Raw genomic sequence first — 19009 nt, 5'->3', positions numbered from 1 at the left:
GTCTCCTTGGGTAGGGATTACTTTCTTGAAAAATACAAAAAAATGTCAAGGTAGTTTTTTAGGGCGATGGCTTGGCCTTGGCTATGTTACGGATCATGCCTCCGAAAATAAAGAAATGAAAAGGGATAATACTGTACCAATAGAGCCGGCCCTTAAGACCGCGCGGGCGAAATGTGGCCGTTTGGTGCAGTATATTGTGTTCGTCGATCTTAAATTCGAGCCACGCTTCGCCAGGTAACTTCATTTCTGCAAAGAGCAATAGGCGTTTTGCTTTTTTATCGGCGAGAAGAACGCGCCAAAAATCAAGCGAGTCGCCAGCGAAAATTTTGTCAGGATGCGTTCGCCCGCGGCGTAGACCGACACCTCCCGAAAATTTATCGATAATTCCACGAATCTTCCACAGCCAATTCCCGTAGTACCACCCGGTTTCCCCGCCAATTTTCCAGATGTTGCGCAAGACCTGTTCCGGGTCGTCTACCTTGATTTTTTTTTCATCTTTAAGAACGCCATACTTGGGAACCTGTATGTATTTCCCCAGGTTCTTTTTAAAGCGCCCGCTTACCATGCTGTCCTTCCAGCTGCTAACTACGAGATTTTGCTCGATTTTTTTAAAGGCGAGGGCAATGGCTTCTTTATAAGTGTGTGGTTTTATATGCAATAATTCTTGCAGTCTCTTGTCTTTGGCAATGACCTCTATTTTCATGCTGTCGACAAGGTTCAGGGCTAATTTGTAAGAGGTAGAGGTTACAAAGTACAGCCAATAGCTCGACAATTTAGGGGTCATGATCGGAACCGTAATAATGTAATTCTTAAATCCGCGGGCCTCGGCGTACTGCTCTAACATTTGTTTATAGGTCAGTACATCGGGGCCGGCAATATCAAAAGAATCGTTATAGGTTTTCTCATTGCCCAAAACACCGGTCAAAAATGTCAAGATGTCCCTAATGGCAATGGGCTGGGTTTTGGTCAAGACCCATTTTGGGGTAATCATTACAGGGAGTTTTTCACATAGGTCGCGAATGATCTCGAAGGAAGAACTGCCTGACCCCACAATAATGCCCGCACGTAATACCGTAAGCTGAAAATTGCCCTTGTATAAAATCTGCTCCACATTTTTTCGGGACCGTAGGTGTTTGCTCAGGTTCTCTTCATTGACGATTCCACTTAAGTAGATTACCTGTTTGATCTGGGTATGGCTGAGGTAGGTATTGAAATTTTCGGCGGTCTGCGCTTCCAAGGCATCGAAATCCTGTACGGACGAACTCATGGAATGGATCAGAAAATAGGCCGCGTCTATGTCTTTTGGAATGATCGAAGGATCAACTTCCTTTAGAAAATCGACTTCAAGCACCTGGATCTGTGCCTGTATTTCTTTGTCTATCGAAAATCTTGTTTCGTCACGTACCGTGCACACTACCTCATGGCCCATTTCTAGTAATTGGGGCAATAGTCGCATGCCAATATAGCCGTTGGCGCCTGTCAAGAGTATTTTCATGGGCAGTTTTATGGGTTAGAGGTCGTCGATCGAAGTCGGAGCATTATCGGCCTTGTAATTTTGAAGCTTGATAAAGAATTTTTGTATGGCCTTGGTGTCTGCCTTGACCTTGACATAATAATGGTCGCGATATATGGAATAGATACCGATGTCACCTTTGTACAAAGTGAGCTTGTAAAACGGAATGACCAAGGCATAGGTCTCGAGCAGCGATCTGAATCTTAGGATAATGCCCCTGGGGCGAAGCTCAATATTGCACTGGTCGAGATTGTTGTCTAAAATCAGCAGGTTTCTAATGCCGATACTGGTCTCGGTAATGAACAATTTAGGCGAGCCGATACCCCCCATGGCCCAACGCTCTTTGAGCGTAAAAGGCTTGCCTACGGCCTCATCTATTTTTTTGGTAATCCGTTTGTCCGTGTACGATACGTTTAAAAGCATATGGACTTCGTTTTAAAAACCCTAAGACCTGACCAAGGGCGACATTTTTATAAAGTTAAAGAAAAGCGGGGCCATTACCGCCCGTCTTAGGGTAAAAGCGTAAAAAATGATTAGTTTTGCAGCTTGAAACGAAAGATGATATGGGTATTCAAGCAATTTTAGAAGCCAAGGTTAAAGAGGCAATAGCAGCTATTTTCAATGTGGAGCTGCCATCAGTGGAATTTCAACCGACCCGAAAGGACTTTGAAGGTGATGTAACGATTGTTGTATTTCCCATGCTTCGTTTTGTTAAGGGGAATCCGGTACAGATAGGAGAGCAGATAGGGGCCTATTTGGAAAAGGAAGTAGCCGAGGTTACCGGATTTAACGTTATCAAAGGTTTTTTGAACCTCGTAATCGGTGATGGGTATTATCTTGATTTTTTCAATGGGATCAAGAACGATGCCGCTTACGGATTTGTTTCTCCCTCGGAGAACGATGCCATAATGGTAGAGTACTCTTCCCCCAATACCAATAAACCCTTGCATTTAGGGCATATTAGAAATAACCTCTTAGGATATTCCGTTGCCGAGATTTTAAAGGCTTCCGGTAAGAAAGTATATAAGACCCAGATCATTAATGACCGAGGTATCCATATCTGTAAGAGTATGTTGGCCTGGCAGCGTTTTGGCAATGGGGAAACGCCAGAAAGTACCGGCTTGAAAGGTGATAAGCTCGTTGGGAACTATTATGTGGCCTTCGACAAGGCGTATAAAGCGGAAATAGCCGAAATGGTTGCCAATGGAACCGATAAGAAGGTGGCCGAGAAAGAAGCCCCCATTCTTTTGGAAGCCCAAGAAATGCTTCAGAAATGGGAGGCCGGCGATGAAGGGGTGGTTGCCCTTTGGAAAGAAATGAACGCTTGGGTTTACAAAGGTTTTGATGTCACTTATAAAAACCTTGGGGTAGATTTTGATACCCTATACTATGAAAGTAATACCTACTTGTTAGGGAAGGATGTAGTGGCCGAAGGCCTTGAAAAGGGCGTTTTTTTTAGAAAGGAAGACGGTAGCGTTTGGATCGATCTTACGGATGAAGGCCTTGATGAAAAAATAGTGCTTCGTTCCGATGGAACGGCGGTTTATATGACCCAAGATATTGGTACGGCCATACAAAGGGTAAAAGATTATCCAGACGTAGGCGGTATGGTGTATACCGTGGGTAATGAGCAAGATTATCACTTTAAGGTGCTGTTCTTGATTTTGAAAAAACTTGGCTTTTCTTGGTCTGAAAACCTGCACCATTTGAGCTATGGAATGGTCGATTTGCCCAGCGGTAAAATGAAGAGTAGGGAGGGAACCGTAGTCGACGCCGATGACCTTATGGACGATATGACCAATACTGCCGCCCAAATTTCAGAAGAATTGGGCAAGTTGGAAGGTTATTCCGAAGAAGAGAAAAACTCATTGTACAAATTGATAGGTCTCGGTGCCCTAAAATACTATATCTTAAAAGTAGATCCTAAAAAACGGATCCTTTTCGACCCCGAAGAGTCGGTCGATTTTCAAGGGAATACCGGTCCGTTTATCCAATATACCTATGCCCGTATCCAGTCGATTTTAAGAAAGGCCGATTTTGATACCAATGTCGATGTGGCCATGGGGGATATCGATGGATTGCACAACAAGGAGAAAGAACTTATTAAACAGTTGCAACTCTATCCGGAAACCGTTCAATTGGCAGCGGAAAACTATAGTCCCGCCTTGATTGCCAACTATACCTACGACTTGGTAAAGGAATTTAATTCTTTCTACCAACAGGTTTCGATCTTGGGCGAAACCGATGCCCAGAAAAAATTGTTACGGGTACAGCTCTCAAAGAAAGTCAGTGAAGTTATCGCTTCGGCTTTCGGTCTTTTGGGCATAGACGTTCCGGAGCGAATGTAAGGCACGGGGAAACCTATACAATTTAATTCCGTTTTTGGAGTTGTTAGCAGTATGGTTACAGAGCATGATATCAAGATTTTGGCCTTGTTCTTTTTGTGTGTCCAAGCGCTGTATATCCTCTATTATACGATTGGACTTTATCACCTAAATCCCTTTATAAAAAAAAAGCCGCTTTCGCCCTCGGAGCAACAACTGCTTGCCGATAATTTTCCTATTTATACCAAGTTGCCCATAGATTTAAGGGAAAAGTGCGATAAACGCATCGTATGGTTCAGAAGTAGAAAAAGATTTGTTTTTTATGGAAAGGTCGAAAGGAGGAAAGAACTTAAATTGCTTTTAAGTGCCTCTGCCGTATTAATGACCTTGGGGTTGAAGAACTACAAAATGATGCGTTCGCTGTTGCGGATCGTTGTTTATCCTTCCAAATATTATTCCCGTATAAACCGAAAGCACCATTTGGGGGAGTACAATCCCCGTTTTAAGACCGTTATTTTTTCTGCCGATACGATTTGGGAAGGTTTTCGCATTTCCGATGACAATGTAAATTTGGCCTTGCATGAATTTGCCCATGCCCTCAGCTTTGAAATGATTCGAAAGAATTCGTGGGAGGCCCGTAAGTTTAGGGTGGGACTCAAAAAGATTAAGGAGCTTTTTCTAAGGGAAGGCTATGCCCAAAGGCTGGCCGATTCAAAATATTTTAGGGAGTATGGTATGACCAATCTACAGGAATTTTTTTCCGTAGCCGTAGAGAACTATGCCGAAACGCCCCAAATATTCTTGGCCGAGTTTCCCGAATTGTACGCCGTTATCCAAAAAATGTTGGGCTTCGACTTTCAGGTGTTTCCAGAACATCGTTCAGGGGTGGCCATGGGTACGTGATACGGGCTAGGGTTCCAAACACGGCCTAGAATCTAAATAATCGGTGTTCCAAATTTTATTTTGCTTGCTAGGGTCGATATTTCCACCGGACAAGATTACCATTACGCGTTTTTTCGATGTGCTGTGTTTTAGCCATTCGACCACCCCTGCCATGGCCATGGCACTGGTAGGTTCAACATGCAATTTCAATAAATGGGTCAGCCATTGGGTCCAGTATATCAACTTTGGTTCTTCGACTTCGTAAAGGGCATCGAGCAATTTGAGGTACTCGAAGGTAATATCGCCTACGGCCATGGTCATGGCGCCATCGGCTAGGGTGTCGGGCGTTGAACTTAATTTTTGAATACGGTTGGTGCGTAACGATTGTGCCGCATCGTTGGCGTTTAAAGGTTCAACTCCGATAACTTGGGTTTTGGGCGATAGGGCATGGGTTGCGATAAGCGTACCCGATAAAAGTCCCCCTCCGCCACAGGGCGCAAAAACGGCGTCAAGATTATCGACTTGTTCGATGGCCTCACAAATGGCGGTGCCTTGGCCGGCTATTACTTGATGATGGTTGTACGGGGGGATCCAATAGGCTCCTTTTTCTTTGGAAGCTGCAATGACAAGGGCATCGGCCATATTTCTGTCTTTGCATAGTTCAACATGGGCTCCGTACGATTGGGTGGCCTGTATTTTTATTTTAGAGGCGTAGGCCGGCATATAGATGGTGGCCGGAATGTTGAACTGTCGGGCAGCCCATGCCACGGCCTGCGAGTGGTTGCCCGAACTATTCGCAATAACATGTTCGGGCCTCTCTTTGTTTTCAACGAGCCAAGCTAATGTATTGCAGGCGCCCCTGGCTTTAAAGGCTCCTATTTTCTGGAGGCATTCCGCCTTAAAATAGATTTCATGTCCGAGCCAATTGTTTAGAAGGGAAGAACTGAAAATCGGTGTTTCGTGTACAGGGCCGTGGATGCGTATCCTGGCTTTTTTGATGTCTTCAATGGTAGGCATAGGAAATTTTTATTGTATTACGGTAACGGACACATTCCCTAGAGCAGTGCTAAAATCGGAGCCTAAAACTGGCGTTGGGGGTCAGACCTAGGGAAACGTTGTCTACTTTTTCAATTTCATCGGTTTCGTTGAGGCGATAGTAGGTATTCAATATATTGTTCCGGCCCGTAAAATTCAAAACCGAAATTCCTGCTGAAGCCTTTAGCTTTCTGCCTATGTCAAAGTCATAGATGGCCGAGGCATCGGCGCGTAGGTATTCGGGTAAGCGACTGCCGTTCGGTTCTTGGTAGTTGATGCGGTTTGGAAAAAAGGAGGTGTTCAAGGGCTCCTCTATATTGGGTTCGGTGTAGGGTTTGCCCGTACGGTAATTTAAGCCTAGACCCAGTTTAAAATTGTTGATATTATAGGTGCCCGCAAAGGTGGCGGTATGTCTAATGTCTAGGTTGTTCGGAAAATCGGGGGGCAGAACTTCCGAAAAGTGGTAGTTGTTCAAATTGTAGGTGTAGCTGGCCCATATACTGTAATCGTCCGTTTTTCTATTGATCAAGAACTCAAGGCCTTTAACGTTGTACTTTCCCGTTTCACCATTGAATTGGTTCTGGTTCTGAAATCCTTGGGTCAATGTACTGATGCCGTTGACTTCCTTATAAAATGCTTCAAGGCCGATATATAGGGTTTTGTGGTCGTAGTTGATCCCTATAGAGCCCTGTTTACTTTTCGTAATCGGTAGTCTATCGTCGTCGGAAACGATCCAGCGCCGTTTTTCTATTCCGAGAAAATTTTGTTCTAGGTCGATGATCTGATTGACGGCCTGGCTTTTAAATTCGCCCAACAGCTGTAGCTTCCACCTGTTGGTAAAGGCGTAGTTCATGCTCAATCGGGGCTCAAGAAGATATTTGGTGAACGATTTCGGGTTGTCCAAATAATTCAGGCGCATACCCGCACGGCCGTAGAGTCTGTTATCGGTTGAAGTGTAGGTCAATTCGGAAAACAGCACATGGCTTTTAACGATGTCACGCTGATTGCTGGTATAGGGAGGTTGAGTGACCGCCGTCTTGTTCGAGATAGAGGTTTCAATAAATTGATAGCCGTTCAGCCAATCTAAATTTTCGAAAAGACTGTAATTCGTGTTCAGTTTCAATGCGGTTTCCTGTACTTCGTTGTTCTGGAAAAGAACTTGCTCCGCATTGCCCGATATGTTCTGGGCCTCAAGTTTATAGTGTGTTTGGTAGGCGTTTAAAGAGGTGCTGAGCTTTTTGTTCCATTTGCTTTTTACAGAGGCCCCCAAAGATAGGTTCGTTTGGCTTAATGCACTTTGAATTTCATCGTTCGTGTCTATGTCCCTTTCCGAATAGTCCAAGAGATTGTTGATATTGATGAAGCTCAACCTTAGTTTGTGTTTATGGTTGATGTCGTAGAGTAGCTTTCCCGTAAAGTCGTAGAAATAAAAATTACCGTCTCGGGAGACTTGGCTGTCTTCGAAGACACGGGTAAAGAACTTGTCGTAAGTAGGGGTGTCTAAAAAGTCGGTCAAGGATCTTCGCGCCGAAAACTGAACGGCCAATTTTTCGTTCAGGGGCAGGTGGGCGTATACATCGCCGCCGATAAGGTTTAGGCCTGCACCGGCAAAATAGGTGTCGGCGATACTGTCTCTGGTCCGCATATCGATAATGCCGCTTACGCCATCGCCATATTGACTGCTGCTTCCGTTTTTAATCAGGGTGACCTTGTCGGTCAGGTAGGGGTTGAAAGCGGATATCAGCCCAAAAAAATGACCCGATTGGTACATCTTGATACCATCCCATAAAATGAGGTTTTGGTCATTGCTGCCGCCGCGTACGTTGATATTCGATACGGTCTCGTCTATACTTTCAATACCGGGTAAGGCCTGAACGGTCTGAAGAACGTCGGGTTCTATCAGTCCGGGTAAAATGCCAAACTCCTTACTGTTCATTTGAACACTGCCATCGAGTTGTTTTATGAGTCCCTTGGTCAAAAATTCGTAGACGACCACTTCTTCGAGCTGTTGGTAATATTGGGCGAGCAACAGGGTCTTGCAAGGCTCTTTGGCCACCAGCTCATCGGCATTGACAAAAAGGGTCTTGTAGCCTAAATATTTAATTTGGAGTTTGGCATCGCGGGGGACCCCTTTAAATGAGAAATTTCCGTTTTCATCAATGACGCTACTAAAATCGGTACCCAGTACGGTTACCGTGGCCCCGATAAGGGTATTCATTTTAAAGTTGTCGTAAACCGTGCCGCAGATATCGATTGTTGTGCTTCGGGTGAGGGTGTAGTAGCGGTCGTTCAGTTTTTCGATCAAGACCTGGGTTTGCGATTCGATCAGCCGCAAGATGGTATTAAGTTCGGTGGCATCGGGGGCCTCGACAAGCACATCGCGTATATCGTCATCGGCATAAGAGAATTTTATATCAAACTTATGCTCTACTTCCTGTAGATATGTGGTCAAGGGAATTTTAGCCCTGTTTTGGGCATGAATGCCGTAGAAACAGAAAAAACTCATGAGGGCGATTAAAAAATGAAAGAGTTTACGAATTTTAATTGCCATAGAAGAGCACTTTGCTGCCCTCAAATTTAAACTTTATTTGTGAAGGCGCACTTATGCTTTTTAAGGCAAGCTTAGTATCGGTATTACTGAAAGTGCCTGTAAATAATTGGTCGGTATCAATATTTTCGATTTCTACCTTAATGTTGTGCTGTCGCGCAAACTCGTTCAAAACATATTTGAGCGGTACGCTCTTGAAAGAGCTTTCATGGTTCAGCCAAGAAGGTTGCTCGTCTTTTGGTGCCGTCGTTTCTATAATCTTGCCGTCTATTACCATAAACGAACTGCCGGCAGGTAGTTTGCTTTCCTTGCCTTTAAAGGTGACGCTTACCAATCCTTCGTAGCAGGTGACCTCAAAAAAACCATCCCTATTCTCTACATTGAACTGCGTGCCCAATACGGCAACGGTTCCGGCATCGGTGGCAACGGTAAAACGTTTGCCTTTGGCGACTTTAAAGAAGGCTTCACCTTTAAGGGAAACGTTGCGTTCTTTCTTCCATTTCCGTTCACTGAACGAAAGTTCGGAATCGGCATTTAATAACACTTCGGAATTGTCGGGGAGTAGAATTTCTTTGTTTTCGGCATATTGGGTCACTATATTTTTATCTAAAGTGTTGAGGTAAAAATAAGAGCCGAACATAATTATGGCCGCCGCGGCCGTAACGCGTAAAAACTTTTTAAACGGATGTAGCTGTACTACCTTGCTGTCTTTTAAGGTGCGTTGGTTCTTTAGGGCCATAAGGGCTTCGTCTGCGTTGAAATCAGGACTTCTCAGCTGATTGGAAGCAGCAACGATTCGTTCATACGAAGCGTACTCGGCAGATTTTTTAAATGCTGCGAGCTCGGCCTCGGTGAGGTCGTTGTTCAACCATTTTGCTAAGTGATTTTCTTGCATCGATTCTAGCTTTATGCCTTAATAACAACTCATTACGTAAATACCCTACTTTTTATGGGTACTACTTGTTTGTTATGAGGAAAAAAATAACTTTCCTACTAACTACTAACTACTAACTACTAACTACTAACTACTAACTACTAACTACTATAGCTATATTCCTTCAATTTCTTCCCTAAGGGCCTTAAGGGCCAAATGCATTCTTTTTTCAATGGCTTTTACGCTTACCCCTTCCATTTCGGCAATTTCCGCATATTTTTTTCCATCTATACGGTTCAATAGAAATGTAGAACGTTGGTTTTCGGGCAAACGGTCGAGTGCACGCTGGAGTTTTTGTCTAAATTCTTCCTCCTCCATTAAAAATTCGGGCGACTCGTTTGTGCTCTTTAAGGTCTTGTCGGCATATTTTAAACGGACCTTTTCGGCTTTTATCACGTTAAGGTATATGTTGTTCGCTACTGTGTATACATAAGATTTAGCTTTGTCAGGAGCTACCTTACCGCAGTTTTCCCAAAGTTTCAAAAATGCTTCCTGAACGGCGTCGTAGGCTTTCTCCTCATTGCCGAACTTATAATATATATAGTTGAAAACCGTTTTAGAATTAGCTTTGAAAATTGCATCAAAGACTTGTTCTTCGCAAACATTGCCTGTATTTTTGGTTTCCAAGTAAGTTGATTTTTTTCAAAGGTATTTGAAAAAAACGAAATTGAACAGGTAGGGTATTTTAAATTTTGGTTGTTTCAAACTTGAAGTGCCGATAAATTCCAAATCGAATATGAGAAAGTGTTTTAAATTTTGCTTAGTGGCTTTCCTACTGGCCACGTTTGTGGCTTTGACCTCTTGTCAGGAAGAAGAGCCCTTTGAAGAGCATATAGACACGGAGTTGACCTTAACTTCAGGGTCGGAGGTATTGGATCTTTTGAAACGCACGGTGTCGAACGATGGTTCTTATGATAATATTATTGATCAGGCCAGTTGTTTGGAAGTCCAATTTCCCTACACGATCGTTGTCAATCAAGAGGAAATAGAGGTTGAATCGGCCAAGGTCTTTCAGCTTATAGAAGATATTTTAGATGTAGCCGATGACGATGTAGACGAACTGAAGATTATTTTTCCCATTACGGTAGTAACGGCCGATTATTTGGAAGTTGAGGTAAATTCGGCCGAGGAACTTGAAAATTTGGCGGAACAATGTGTCGAGGGCGGCGACGATGCCGATATTGAATGTTTGGATGTATCGTATCCGGTAACGGTGTTTACGTACAATCGTGATTTTCAGCAAACCGGCACCCTCGCCTTAGAGAGTGATGCCGAGGTAAGGCGATTTTTAGCAGGTCTTTCCGATTCCGATTTGATCAGCATCGATTTTCCCGTTAGCCTGACAGTACTCGATGGCAGTAGTCTTGTAGTAAGTTCAAATAGTGAGTTGGCCACTGCCCTTAAGGAAGGGGTCAAGGCTTGCAATGAAGATGATAACAACGATCATAACGATGACGATTTTACCGAGACCGACCTTGGGGCGGAGCTGGTAAAGTGCCCATGGCAAATTGTACGTATGGATCGGAAGGCTTTCGATAATACCGCACAATACGTTAAATATGCCCTTATTTTTTCGGAAGAAGGAAAAGTAATCGCTTATGACGATTACGGGTATAGTGTAGAAGGGGTGTGGAGTACTTCCGTAGTTGGGTACCGTGTGGTGGTAGAACTCGAGTTTAAGGAAGCTGCTGAATTTAATGATAGTTGGTATGTGTATGAAATGGTCGAAGGCAAGATCAAGATGTTCATAGAAGATGATGCCATTATTTTAGAGCGTTATTGCGGGTATGTGCCGGCAGAACCCTGTACGGATCAATTGGTCAGCGAAAAATTAATGACGTGCCAGTGGACCATTGCCGACGAAAAAGGCGAATCGACCACAGAGCTTTCCATGGGTTTTGGTCAAACCGATATGACGGTTTACGATGCCAAAGGGCAAATTGTCGACAAGGGAACTTGGAGGTTGTCAGAAAACCAATTGACCCTTACGGTCCTACAAAGTGATTTGGAAAGATATACCGGAGAGTGGCAGTTATATCAGTGCTACGAAGACCGTATAAAAATAAAGAGAAAAGAAGAAATTGCAGTCTTGACAAAGGTTTGTCAATAAAGATTTTTGTTTTAGATTGAATAACCCGACACCTATTTTTGCCCCACAGAGTTTTGAAGAGCATCCATCGAAAGATGGATGCTTTTTTTGTGATTTCATATTTTTTTCTTTACGCCCCGTTCTTTCCCCCAGTTATTATTAAATTTGCCTTTCTTCAAAAGCAAGTAAGACGATGTTCGACAATTTAAGTGAAAAGTTAGATAAGGCGCTCCACACCCTACGGGGACATGGGCAGATTACGGAAATTAACGTTGCCGAGACTACTAAAGAGGTCCGACGGGCTTTGCTAGATGCCGATGTCAACTTTAGAATAGCCAAGGAGTTTACCAATAAGGTCAAGGAAAAAGCCCTAGGGCAAGATGTTTTGACGACCCTTCAACCAGGGCAGTTAATGGTAAAGATCGTTAAAGACGAGCTTACCGAGCTCATGGGAGGCGAGACCGAGGGCATCAACCTTTCCGGTACCCCTTCCGTTATTTTAATGTCCGGGCTTCAAGGTTCGGGTAAAACGACCTTTTCGGGTAAGTTGGCGAACTTCCTTAAGAACAAGAAAACAAAGAAACCTCTTTTGGTAGCTTGTGATGTATACCGTCCTGCGGCTATCGATCAGTTGCACGTAGTAGGAGAGCAGATAGGGGTAGAGGTATATTCCGACCGCGGGAATACCGATCCCGTAGCAATCGCACAGGCCGGTATAGCCAAGGCCAAGTCCGAAGGTTATAATGTGGTCATTATAGATACGGCCGGTCGTTTGGCGGTAGATGAAGAGATGATGAACGAAATCTCTGAAATCCATAAGGCCATTCAGCCCCAAGAAACACTTTTTGTAGTGGATTCGATGACGGGTCAAGATGCGGTCAATACGGCCAAGGCTTTTAACGATATCCTGAATTTTGACGGGGTAGTACTGACCAAGTTGGACGGTGATACGCGTGGTGGGGCGGCAATTTCGATTAAATCGGTTGTTGATAAGCCGATAAAGTTTATCGGTACCGGCGAGAAGATGGAAGCTATAGATGTCTTTCACCCTTCACGTATGGCCGAGCGAATTTTGGGAATGGGCGATGTGGTTTCCTTGGTGGAACGGGCCCAAGAACAGTTCGATGAAGAAGAAGCCCGTAAGATCCAAAAGAAAATTGCCAAGAATAAATTCGGTTTCGATGATTTCCTTTCCCAGATACAACAAATCAAAAAGATGGGAAACATCAAAGATTTGATGGGGATGATACCGGGAGCCGGAAAGGCTTTGAAAGGACTGGATATCGATGATGATGCCTTTAAGCATATCGAGGCCATAATTCACAGTATGACGCCTGATGAGCGCGCTAACCCTTCTAAACTGAACGTAAGCCGTAAAAAGCGAATCGCCAAGGGAAGTGGTAGGGATATGCAGGAAGTGAACCAACTGTTGAAGCAGTTTGACCAGATGAGCAAAATGATGAAGATGATGCAAGGTGGCGGTGGCAAAAAGATGATGCAGATGATGGGCAATATGAGAGGTATGAAATAATACCCGAACGAATAAGGAAAATGGGGTTCGCCCCTTATGATAATAGCGTAGACCGTAACCGAACATTATGAAATTACTAGACGGAAAAAAAGTATCGAACCAAATCAAGGATGAAATCGCCATAGAAGTGGCGGGAATGAAGGAAAGAGGCGAGAAGGTGCCGCATTTGGCGGCCGTTCTTGTTGGTAACGATGGGGCCAGTTTAACTTACGTGGGCAGTAAAGTGCGTTCGTGTAAAAAGATTGGCTTTGAATCTACTTTGATCCACTTACCGAGTGAAACTACAGAGGAAGAATTGCTGCAGCAGGTCCATCAGTTGAACACCGATCCCGATATTGATGGGTATATCGTGCAACTTCCCTTGCCCAAACATATCGATGAGGAAAAAGTGTTGATGGCGGTAAACCCCGATAAAGACGTAGATGGTTTTCATCCGACCAATTTTGGTAAAATGGCCTTGGATATGGAGACCTTTATTTCGGCCACCCCTTTCGGTATTATGGAACTTCTAAAGCGTTATGACGTAGATACTGAGGGCAAGCATGCCGTGGTGATCGGACGTAGCCATATCGTAGGGAGGCCAATAAGTATCTTAATGAGCCAAAAAGGAAAGGCGGCCAACTGCACCGTAACCTTGGCGCATAGCCGAACAAAAAATATCAAGGAACTTACGCTTCAAGCCGATATCGTGGTGTCTGCATTGGGTGTTCCGCATTTTCTCAAGGCCGATATGGTCAAAGAAGGTGCCGTAATTATCGATGTGGGTATTACCAGGGTAGCCGATGAAACCAAGGAAAAAGGGTACTATATCACCGGAGATGTAGATTTTGAAAGTGTGGGTCCCAAAGCTTCTTTTATCACCCCGGTTCCTGGGGGCGTTGGTCCAATGACCATTGCCATGCTGTTAAAGAACACGCTTTTGGCCAGGGAGCGGCATAGAAATGCCAATTAGTTTTTTATTGCGTAGTGGGTCTTATTGGTAGGGTATTCTTACAAATTAGGCAAAGTTGTTGATTATTAGTCGTTAACTAATGTTAATGTACAACAATTTGTTATAGTTTTACGTTCGCTCCTAATATACCTGCCCCAAATGAACCCAGCATTAAAAGCTAAGCATATTCTACTAGACCCTTTTTTTGATCTGTCTATGGATTATCTCTGTGTTGCTGGTTTTGATGGGTACTTTCGAAGGGTCAATCCGGCCTTCGTGAGGCTTTTGGGCTATTCAGAGGCCGACCTGTATTCTAAGCCGATCGATAATTTTATTTACGAGGAAGACCGTAACCTGACGGCCTTGCAAAGAGAGGGGCTGATCAAGAATAGGCCTTTGGTGAATTTTGAAAATCGTTATGTCCGTAAATCGGGTGAATTGGTATGGCTCCATTGGACTTCCATACCTTTAAAAGACGAGCAATTGGTTTACGCAATCGCCAAAGATGTAACCCATAAAAAGAATATGGAATCGGAGCGGATTTCCCACGTGGCCCGCCTTTCGAAAATAAACCAACAGCTCAAGCAGTTAAATTACACTACTTCACATGATTTAAGGTCGCCGGTAAACAACTTGCTGAGCCTTGTGGAGATGATAGATTTTAAGAGTGGTAAAGAAGAGGGGAATCTACAGATTATAGACTATATTAAACAATCGGCCCTAGGCTTGAAAAATTCTCTGAACTCGTATGTTGACGCCCTGAAGGAAAATGAAGCGGAAACGGTTGGCTTGGGGAAAGTAGGCCTACGGGAAGTTTTTGAAAAGGTTCAGGGATCTATCAGTTCCTTGATCAATAATTCAAAGGCAAAATTCTGTGTCGATTTTTCCGGCATGGAGAGCGTACACTTCAATACGGCCTATATGGAAAGTATTTTTCTGAACCTGATTACCAACTCCATCAAATATATGAGGCCCGATGTTTCCCCTGAAATAAAGATTATTTCGTTTCAAGAGCAGGGGGAAAGCATTTTGACTTTCTCCGATAACGGTCTCGGATTTGATATGGATAAAGTTGGGGGCTTGATCTTTAACTTAAACCAAAGGTTTCACGATACCAAAGATAGTAAGGGGGTAGGTCTGTTTTTAGTGCATAGCCATGTAACAAGTCTTGGGGGTACTATCGATGTTGCTAGTAAGGTAAACCAAGGAACCACTTTTACTATCAAGTTTAAATCTTGATAGGGGTGCCTAGTGCCGAATAGGGTTAATTGAGTTTCTTTAAAGCCACCTTTCCCATAATAACGGTGTCTCCCGGCTTTATAATTTCTATATCGTTACTGTCGTCAACACTGCAACTGCTAAATATTATGATTGTGGTGAGTATGAATAATAGGCTTGCTAATTTTTTCATAGATCGAAAACTTAAATGTAATTGAGGTTATATAACGTTTAAAACTTCGTTTTCCGTATAGGATTTCTGTAATCTTTATCGATTCTACCCCTTGCAATGGGGCAAAACCGTTACTTTTGCGCTTTTTCGTTTCGCCGATGTCCAAAAACTATTTTTCCTTTATCGACCCCGCTAAAAGTCCTATTTTCTATGGCTATGTCATTTTGGTTATCGGTACGATCGGTATTTATTTTAGTATACCGGGGCAGACCATAGGGGTGTCGGTGTTTACCGATCCAGTAAAAGACGCACTCGGGTTGAGCAGAAATCAATTTAGCAATGCCTATATGATCGGAACCATTTGTAGTTCGTTGGTCATTGGCCGGGCCGGTGTTTGGTTCGATCGCTACGGGGCACGTTATGTGGCTTTCTTTGCCGCCCTGACACTTTCCGGGGCGCTTATGTTGTGCTCGTGGTCGGTGCGGATGAGCGAATTTATGAAGCACCTTTTGAAGCTCGATACCTGGCTTGTGCCCTTTGTATTGATGGCCTTGCTGTTTTTTGTGCTGAGGTTTTCGGGTCAAGGTGTACTCACCATGGCATCAAGAAACCTGATTATGATATGGTTCGATAAAAACCGTGGAAAGGTCAATGCCATTAGTAGTGTGGCTATTTCCTTTGGTTTTTCTTCTTCCCCGCTTTGGGTAAATGCTTTGATAGAGGGTTATAGCTGGCAAATTACATGGCAGATATTGGCGGTAGCCTTATTGTTTTTCGCTATTTTGATTTTAATATTCTATAAGAACCGGCCCGAAGAGCACGGTCTGTTGCCCGATGGGGAACCTAAGAAAACGGAAAGCGACCCCGAACACCTACCCCTGGCGAAACAGTACACCGCCAAAGAGGCCCAGCGTACAAGGGCATTTTGGATGTATGCCTTGATATTGGCCTTTAATAGTTTTTTTATAACGGGACTCACCTTTCACGTAGTATCGGTATTTGCCAGTGAAGGCTTTCCTAAAGAGGATGCGATTTCCATTTTTCTTCCCGCCTCGGTAGTGGCCGTAACGGTATCGTTGATTTTTAATTTCTTGAGTGATTACCTTCATCTCAAATTGTATTTGTATTTGATGATCTTGGGCGGAATTATGGCTTCGGTCGGATTTTTGTTTCTATCCTCTGTTGTAGGTATTCCTCTATTGATAGGTGGGTTTGGTATTTTAGGAGGCTTCTTTGCCGTCTTGAATGCCATCGTTTGGCCGAGGTTTTACGGGCGGACCCATTTAGGGGCCATAACGGGTAAGGTCATGTCGTTCTTGATTTTGGCCAGTGCATTGGCACCGTCCATTTTTAGTTTGTGTTTCTCGACTTTTGATACTTATAGGCCCTTAGGTTATCTAGGTCTGGGCTTTTTGCTTTTTCTGGCCTTGGCGTCGGTAAAGGCCAATAACCCGCAATAAAGAATCTGTTTTCACTAGGGTTCTTTTACTTACATTTTTCTTTGTTTTTCGTGTAAAAGGTTAAGAAAAAGAATACGCAATACTTAAAAGTTAGCATATTTATGTATTGACTTGCCGTTATCGGGACATATATTTTGATTCTTGGGGTAATGTTGCTAGATTTAGAAATTGTACAGGGCTTGCCGTGCTTGTGGTAATGCCGGCGTGCTAAACCAGATACAAAACAACTTGTTTAATGAAGAAAATTGCCTTGGTGCTATCTCTAGCGGTAGCCGTTGTTTCATGTAAAGGTGAAACCAAAAAAGAAGAAGCGACCGTTGAGACGGCTAGCACCGAAACTAAACCTGAAATTGATGAATGGATTTATCTTTTTGACGGGACAACTACCGAAGGATGGCGGGCGTACAATGGGGATGACCTACCTCCACAATGGGTTATTAAAGACGGGGCTTTGACTTTTGATACGGAGAAAAGAACCGAAGCCAACCGTAAAGGAGGGAAGGATATTATTTATGCCGCCCAAGAGTTCGACAATTTTGAACTGAGTTGGGAATGGAAAATTCCCGAGGGAGGAAATAGCGGATTGTTGTACCATATCCAAGAAGGCGATTGGAGCATTCCCGAGGTTTCTCCCGAATACCAGATGTTGGACGACCTGAAGTGGGAAGAAATCAACAATGCCAAGTTGGAAGAATGGCAAAAAACAGGAGCGGATTACGCCATGCACTTGCCCGATAATAGCCAAAAGATAGTGAAGCCTGCAGGGGAATGGAATACCTCCCGCATCATCTTTACCCCAGAAAATGTGGAGCACTGGCTCAACGGTAAAAAATTACTGTCCTTCGTGCCTTGGTCGAAAGACTGGGAAGAGCGAAAAAGCAAAGGGAAATGGAAAAACTCCCCAAAATACGGTTCTTTTAAAAAGGGCTATATCGGTTTCCAAGATCACGACAGTCCACTTTGGCTTAAGAACGTTAAGATTAGGCCATTATAATTAAGAACTTAGAACAACCTCCAATAATCCAAACTACTAGAAATGAATAAAAGGGAATTTTTAAAGAATGCTGCTACCTTGTCAACGATTACCCTGTTGCCTTCAGGGGCCATGGCTTTTTCCAAGTCAAAAAAGAAACGCTTGCGTACGGCACACATCGGTGTCGGTAATATGGGCGGTGAAGATTTAAAGGCGATTTCGTCACATGCTGCAGTAGATGTGGTGGCCTTATGTGATGTTGATTCCGAGCTTTTGGCCAAGGCCAAGGCCTTGCATCCGGACGCTAAAACCTATACCGATTATAGGGTGATGTTAAAGGAAATGAAGAAAAAAATCGATGCCGTGGTAGTCTCTACACCAGACCATACCCATGCCCCAGCTTCTATGATGGCCATGGAAATGGACAAGCCTGTATATTGCCAAAAGCCTTTGACGCATCACGTGACCGAAGCAAGGGCCATGAAAAAATTGGCCAAAGAGAAAAATTTGGTTACCCAAATGGGGATTCAGGTGCACTCTTTTTACGACTATAAACTGGCGACCTTGATGATTCAGTCCGGTATCATCGGGAAAGTACACACCGTAAGGGCCTGGTCACCGAAAAACTGGGGTTATGACGGACCGTTGCCAGAAGGACAAGATCCCGTTCCGGCCAATTTAGATTGGAACCTTTGGTTGGGTACTTCGTCCGAAAGACCTTATAAAAAAGGGGTATACCATCCTGGAAACTGGAGAAAACTGGTTGATTACGGTTGTGGTACCCTAGGTGATATGGGGGTTCATATTTTTGATACGCCTTATAATGCCTTGGAACTGGATGTGCCAAGGACCATTACCACTAATTGTAGAAAGCCCAATGGTTTTGGCTATCCGGAGCAGAATATGGTAACTTATGAATTTCCCGGTACAAAATATACGGCAGACACGCTAAAGTGGGTGTGGTATGACGGCGAGGGAGCCGATAAACAACGTGAAGATTTGATGCTTCCCGGTGGTGAGAAGCTCCATGATCAAGGAGCAATGTTCATAGGGGAAAAAGGAAGGTTGTATTTGCCGCATTTTCAAATGCTTCCCAAGGTCATCGTAGATGGGGAGTACCAGGAGATAGATGTTGAAAAATTCAATCTAGGGGAACCGGTTCGCGATTATGAAAGTGAAGGGAAGAAACACTACCATCAATTTGTCGATGCCTGTTTGGGTACTGCTGAAACGAGTGCCCCGTTTTCTTATGCATCGCGTTTAACGGAAACCATATTGTTGGGCGTTATCGCAGGCCGTTTTCCGAACAAGACCCTTCATTGGGACGCTAAATCGGCCAGATTCGCCGAAGATGAGGCCAATCAGTTTTTAGATTCGCCTTATAGGGAATTTTAATAAA

Annotated in this window: 16 protein-coding genes; 9 read left to right on the top strand and 7 right to left on the bottom strand. The window is 43.8% G+C overall.

The genetic code is table 11. The annotated features are described in order from the left end of the window. Positions 1-58: 58 nt before the first annotated feature. A complete protein-coding gene (locus B4Q04_RS17715) occupies positions 59-1495 on the bottom strand; it encodes an SDR family oxidoreductase (RefSeq protein ID WP_088697611.1) in 1437 nt (478 codons plus the stop codon). A gap of 15 nt (positions 1496-1510) precedes the next feature. Further along, positions 1511-1936, bottom strand: coding sequence for a hypothetical protein (locus B4Q04_RS17710; RefSeq protein ID WP_013993907.1), 426 nt, complete (start codon positions 1934-1936; stop codon positions 1511-1513). Positions 1937-2076: 140 nt separating this feature from the next. Between B4Q04_RS17710 and argS the strand changes: the two genes are divergently transcribed. After that, positions 2077-3861, top strand: coding sequence for an arginine--tRNA ligase (gene argS / locus B4Q04_RS17705; protein WP_088697610.1), 1785 nt, complete (start codon positions 2077-2079; stop codon positions 3859-3861). 51 nt (positions 3862-3912) lie between these two features. After that, the gene (locus B4Q04_RS17700; RefSeq protein WP_013993909.1) at positions 3913-4740 is read left to right on the top strand and encodes a zinc-dependent peptidase; all 828 of its coding nucleotides are present in this window, start codon (positions 3913-3915) and stop codon (positions 4738-4740) included. A 6-nt stretch (positions 4741-4746) separates the two neighbouring features. Here B4Q04_RS17700 and B4Q04_RS17695 read toward each other — a convergent pair whose 3' ends face one another. The 4 genes from B4Q04_RS17695 to B4Q04_RS17680 form a co-directional block, all read right to left on the bottom strand. Beyond that, positions 4747-5736, bottom strand: coding sequence for a serine/threonine dehydratase (locus tag B4Q04_RS17695; protein ID WP_088697609.1), 990 nt, complete (start codon positions 5734-5736; stop codon positions 4747-4749). A 49-nt stretch (positions 5737-5785) separates the two neighbouring features. Beyond that, positions 5786-8305 (bottom strand): TonB-dependent receptor, encoded by a 2520-nt coding sequence (locus B4Q04_RS17690; protein WP_088697608.1) that lies wholly within the window; start codon positions 8303-8305, stop codon positions 5786-5788. Further along, positions 8295-9197 (bottom strand): FecR family protein, encoded by a 903-nt coding sequence (locus tag B4Q04_RS17685; protein ID WP_088697607.1) that lies wholly within the window; start codon positions 9195-9197, stop codon positions 8295-8297. The genes B4Q04_RS17690 and B4Q04_RS17685 overlap by 11 nt, the downstream gene beginning before the upstream one ends. A gap of 153 nt (positions 9198-9350) precedes the next feature. After that, entirely contained in the window at positions 9351-9863 is a 513-nt protein-coding gene (locus tag B4Q04_RS17680; protein ID WP_013993913.1) for an RNA polymerase sigma factor, read from the bottom strand. Between the two features lie 136 nt (positions 9864-9999). Here B4Q04_RS17680 and B4Q04_RS17675 point away from each other — a divergent pair, with 136 nt between their 5' ends. The 4 genes from B4Q04_RS17675 to B4Q04_RS17660 all read left to right on the top strand — a co-directional run bounded on the left by B4Q04_RS17675 (position 10000) and on the right by B4Q04_RS17660 (position 15026). After that, positions 10000-11346 carry a hypothetical protein gene (locus B4Q04_RS17675; RefSeq protein WP_123772396.1) on the top strand — a complete coding sequence of 449 codons (1347 nt, stop codon included), beginning with the start codon at positions 10000-10002 and terminating at the stop codon, positions 11344-11346. A 172-nt stretch (positions 11347-11518) separates the two neighbouring features. Beyond that, positions 11519-12856, top strand: a complete 1338-nt coding sequence (gene ffh, locus B4Q04_RS17670) for a signal recognition particle protein (RefSeq protein ID WP_088697605.1) — start codon at positions 11519-11521, stop codon at positions 12854-12856. 67 nt (positions 12857-12923) lie between these two features. Further along, positions 12924-13808, top strand: coding sequence for a bifunctional methylenetetrahydrofolate dehydrogenase/methenyltetrahydrofolate cyclohydrolase FolD (folD, locus tag B4Q04_RS17665; RefSeq protein ID WP_013993916.1), 885 nt, complete (start codon positions 12924-12926; stop codon positions 13806-13808). Positions 13809-13946: 138 nt separating this feature from the next. Further along, positions 13947-15026, top strand: coding sequence for a sensor histidine kinase (locus B4Q04_RS17660; protein WP_088697604.1), 1080 nt, complete (start codon positions 13947-13949; stop codon positions 15024-15026). Between the two features lie 25 nt (positions 15027-15051). On the opposite strand, the gene B4Q04_RS22750 is transcribed toward B4Q04_RS17660, so the two are convergent. Continuing rightward, positions 15052-15198, bottom strand: coding sequence for a hypothetical protein (locus tag B4Q04_RS22750; RefSeq protein WP_161496087.1), 147 nt, complete (start codon positions 15196-15198; stop codon positions 15052-15054). Between the two features lie 116 nt (positions 15199-15314). On the opposite strand from B4Q04_RS22750, the gene B4Q04_RS17655 reads away from it, so the two are divergent. The 3 genes from B4Q04_RS17655 to B4Q04_RS17645 all read left to right on the top strand — a co-directional run bounded on the left by B4Q04_RS17655 (position 15315) and on the right by B4Q04_RS17645 (position 19005). Further along, positions 15315-16637, top strand: coding sequence for an MFS transporter (locus tag B4Q04_RS17655; RefSeq protein ID WP_231854759.1), 1323 nt, complete (start codon positions 15315-15317; stop codon positions 16635-16637). A 235-nt stretch (positions 16638-16872) separates the two neighbouring features. After that, positions 16873-17631 (top strand): DUF1080 domain-containing protein, encoded by a 759-nt coding sequence (locus B4Q04_RS17650; RefSeq protein ID WP_088697603.1) that lies wholly within the window; start codon positions 16873-16875, stop codon positions 17629-17631. A 42-nt stretch (positions 17632-17673) separates the two neighbouring features. Beyond that, complete coding sequence (locus B4Q04_RS17645) at positions 17674-19005, top strand: Gfo/Idh/MocA family protein (RefSeq protein WP_013993920.1); 1332 nt, start codon at positions 17674-17676, stop codon at positions 19003-19005. The last annotated feature ends 4 nt before the right edge of the window (positions 19006-19009 follow it).

This window comes from Zobellia sp. OII3, assembly GCF_002211465.1.
Lineage (GTDB): Bacteria > Bacteroidota > Bacteroidia > Flavobacteriales > Flavobacteriaceae > Zobellia > Zobellia galactanivorans.
This window is presented reverse-complemented; position numbering and strand designations above follow the sequence as displayed.

Bases quoted from the DNA above. Each gene is read 5' to 3' on its own strand.
- B4Q04_RS17715 (WP_088697611.1), bottom strand. From the start codon at position 1,495: ATGAAAATACTCTTGACAGGCGCCAACGGCTATATTGGCATGCGACTA.
- B4Q04_RS17710 (WP_013993907.1), bottom strand. From the start codon at position 1,936: ATGCTTTTAAACGTATCGTACACGGACAAACGGATTACCAAAAAAATA.
- argS (WP_088697610.1), top strand. From the start codon at position 2,077: ATGGGTATTCAAGCAATTTTAGAAGCCAAGGTTAAAGAGGCAATAGCA.
- B4Q04_RS17700 (WP_013993909.1), top strand. From the start codon at position 3,913: ATGGTTACAGAGCATGATATCAAGATTTTGGCCTTGTTCTTTTTGTGT.
- B4Q04_RS17695 (WP_088697609.1), bottom strand. From the start codon at position 5,736: ATGCCTACCATTGAAGACATCAAAAAAGCCAGGATACGCATCCACGGC.
- B4Q04_RS17690 (WP_088697608.1), bottom strand. From the start codon at position 8,305: ATGGCAATTAAAATTCGTAAACTCTTTCATTTTTTAATCGCCCTCATG.
- B4Q04_RS17685 (WP_088697607.1), bottom strand. From the start codon at position 9,197: ATGCAAGAAAATCACTTAGCAAAATGGTTGAACAACGACCTCACCGAG.
- ffh (WP_088697605.1), top strand. From the start codon at position 11,519: ATGTTCGACAATTTAAGTGAAAAGTTAGATAAGGCGCTCCACACCCTA.
- folD (WP_013993916.1), top strand. From the start codon at position 12,924: ATGAAATTACTAGACGGAAAAAAAGTATCGAACCAAATCAAGGATGAA.
- B4Q04_RS17660 (WP_088697604.1), top strand. From the start codon at position 13,947: ATGAACCCAGCATTAAAAGCTAAGCATATTCTACTAGACCCTTTTTTT.
- B4Q04_RS22750 (WP_161496087.1), bottom strand. From the start codon at position 15,198: ATGAAAAAATTAGCAAGCCTATTATTCATACTCACCACAATCATAATA.
- B4Q04_RS17650 (WP_088697603.1), top strand. From the start codon at position 16,873: ATGAAGAAAATTGCCTTGGTGCTATCTCTAGCGGTAGCCGTTGTTTCA.
- B4Q04_RS17645 (WP_013993920.1), top strand. From the start codon at position 17,674: ATGAATAAAAGGGAATTTTTAAAGAATGCTGCTACCTTGTCAACGATT.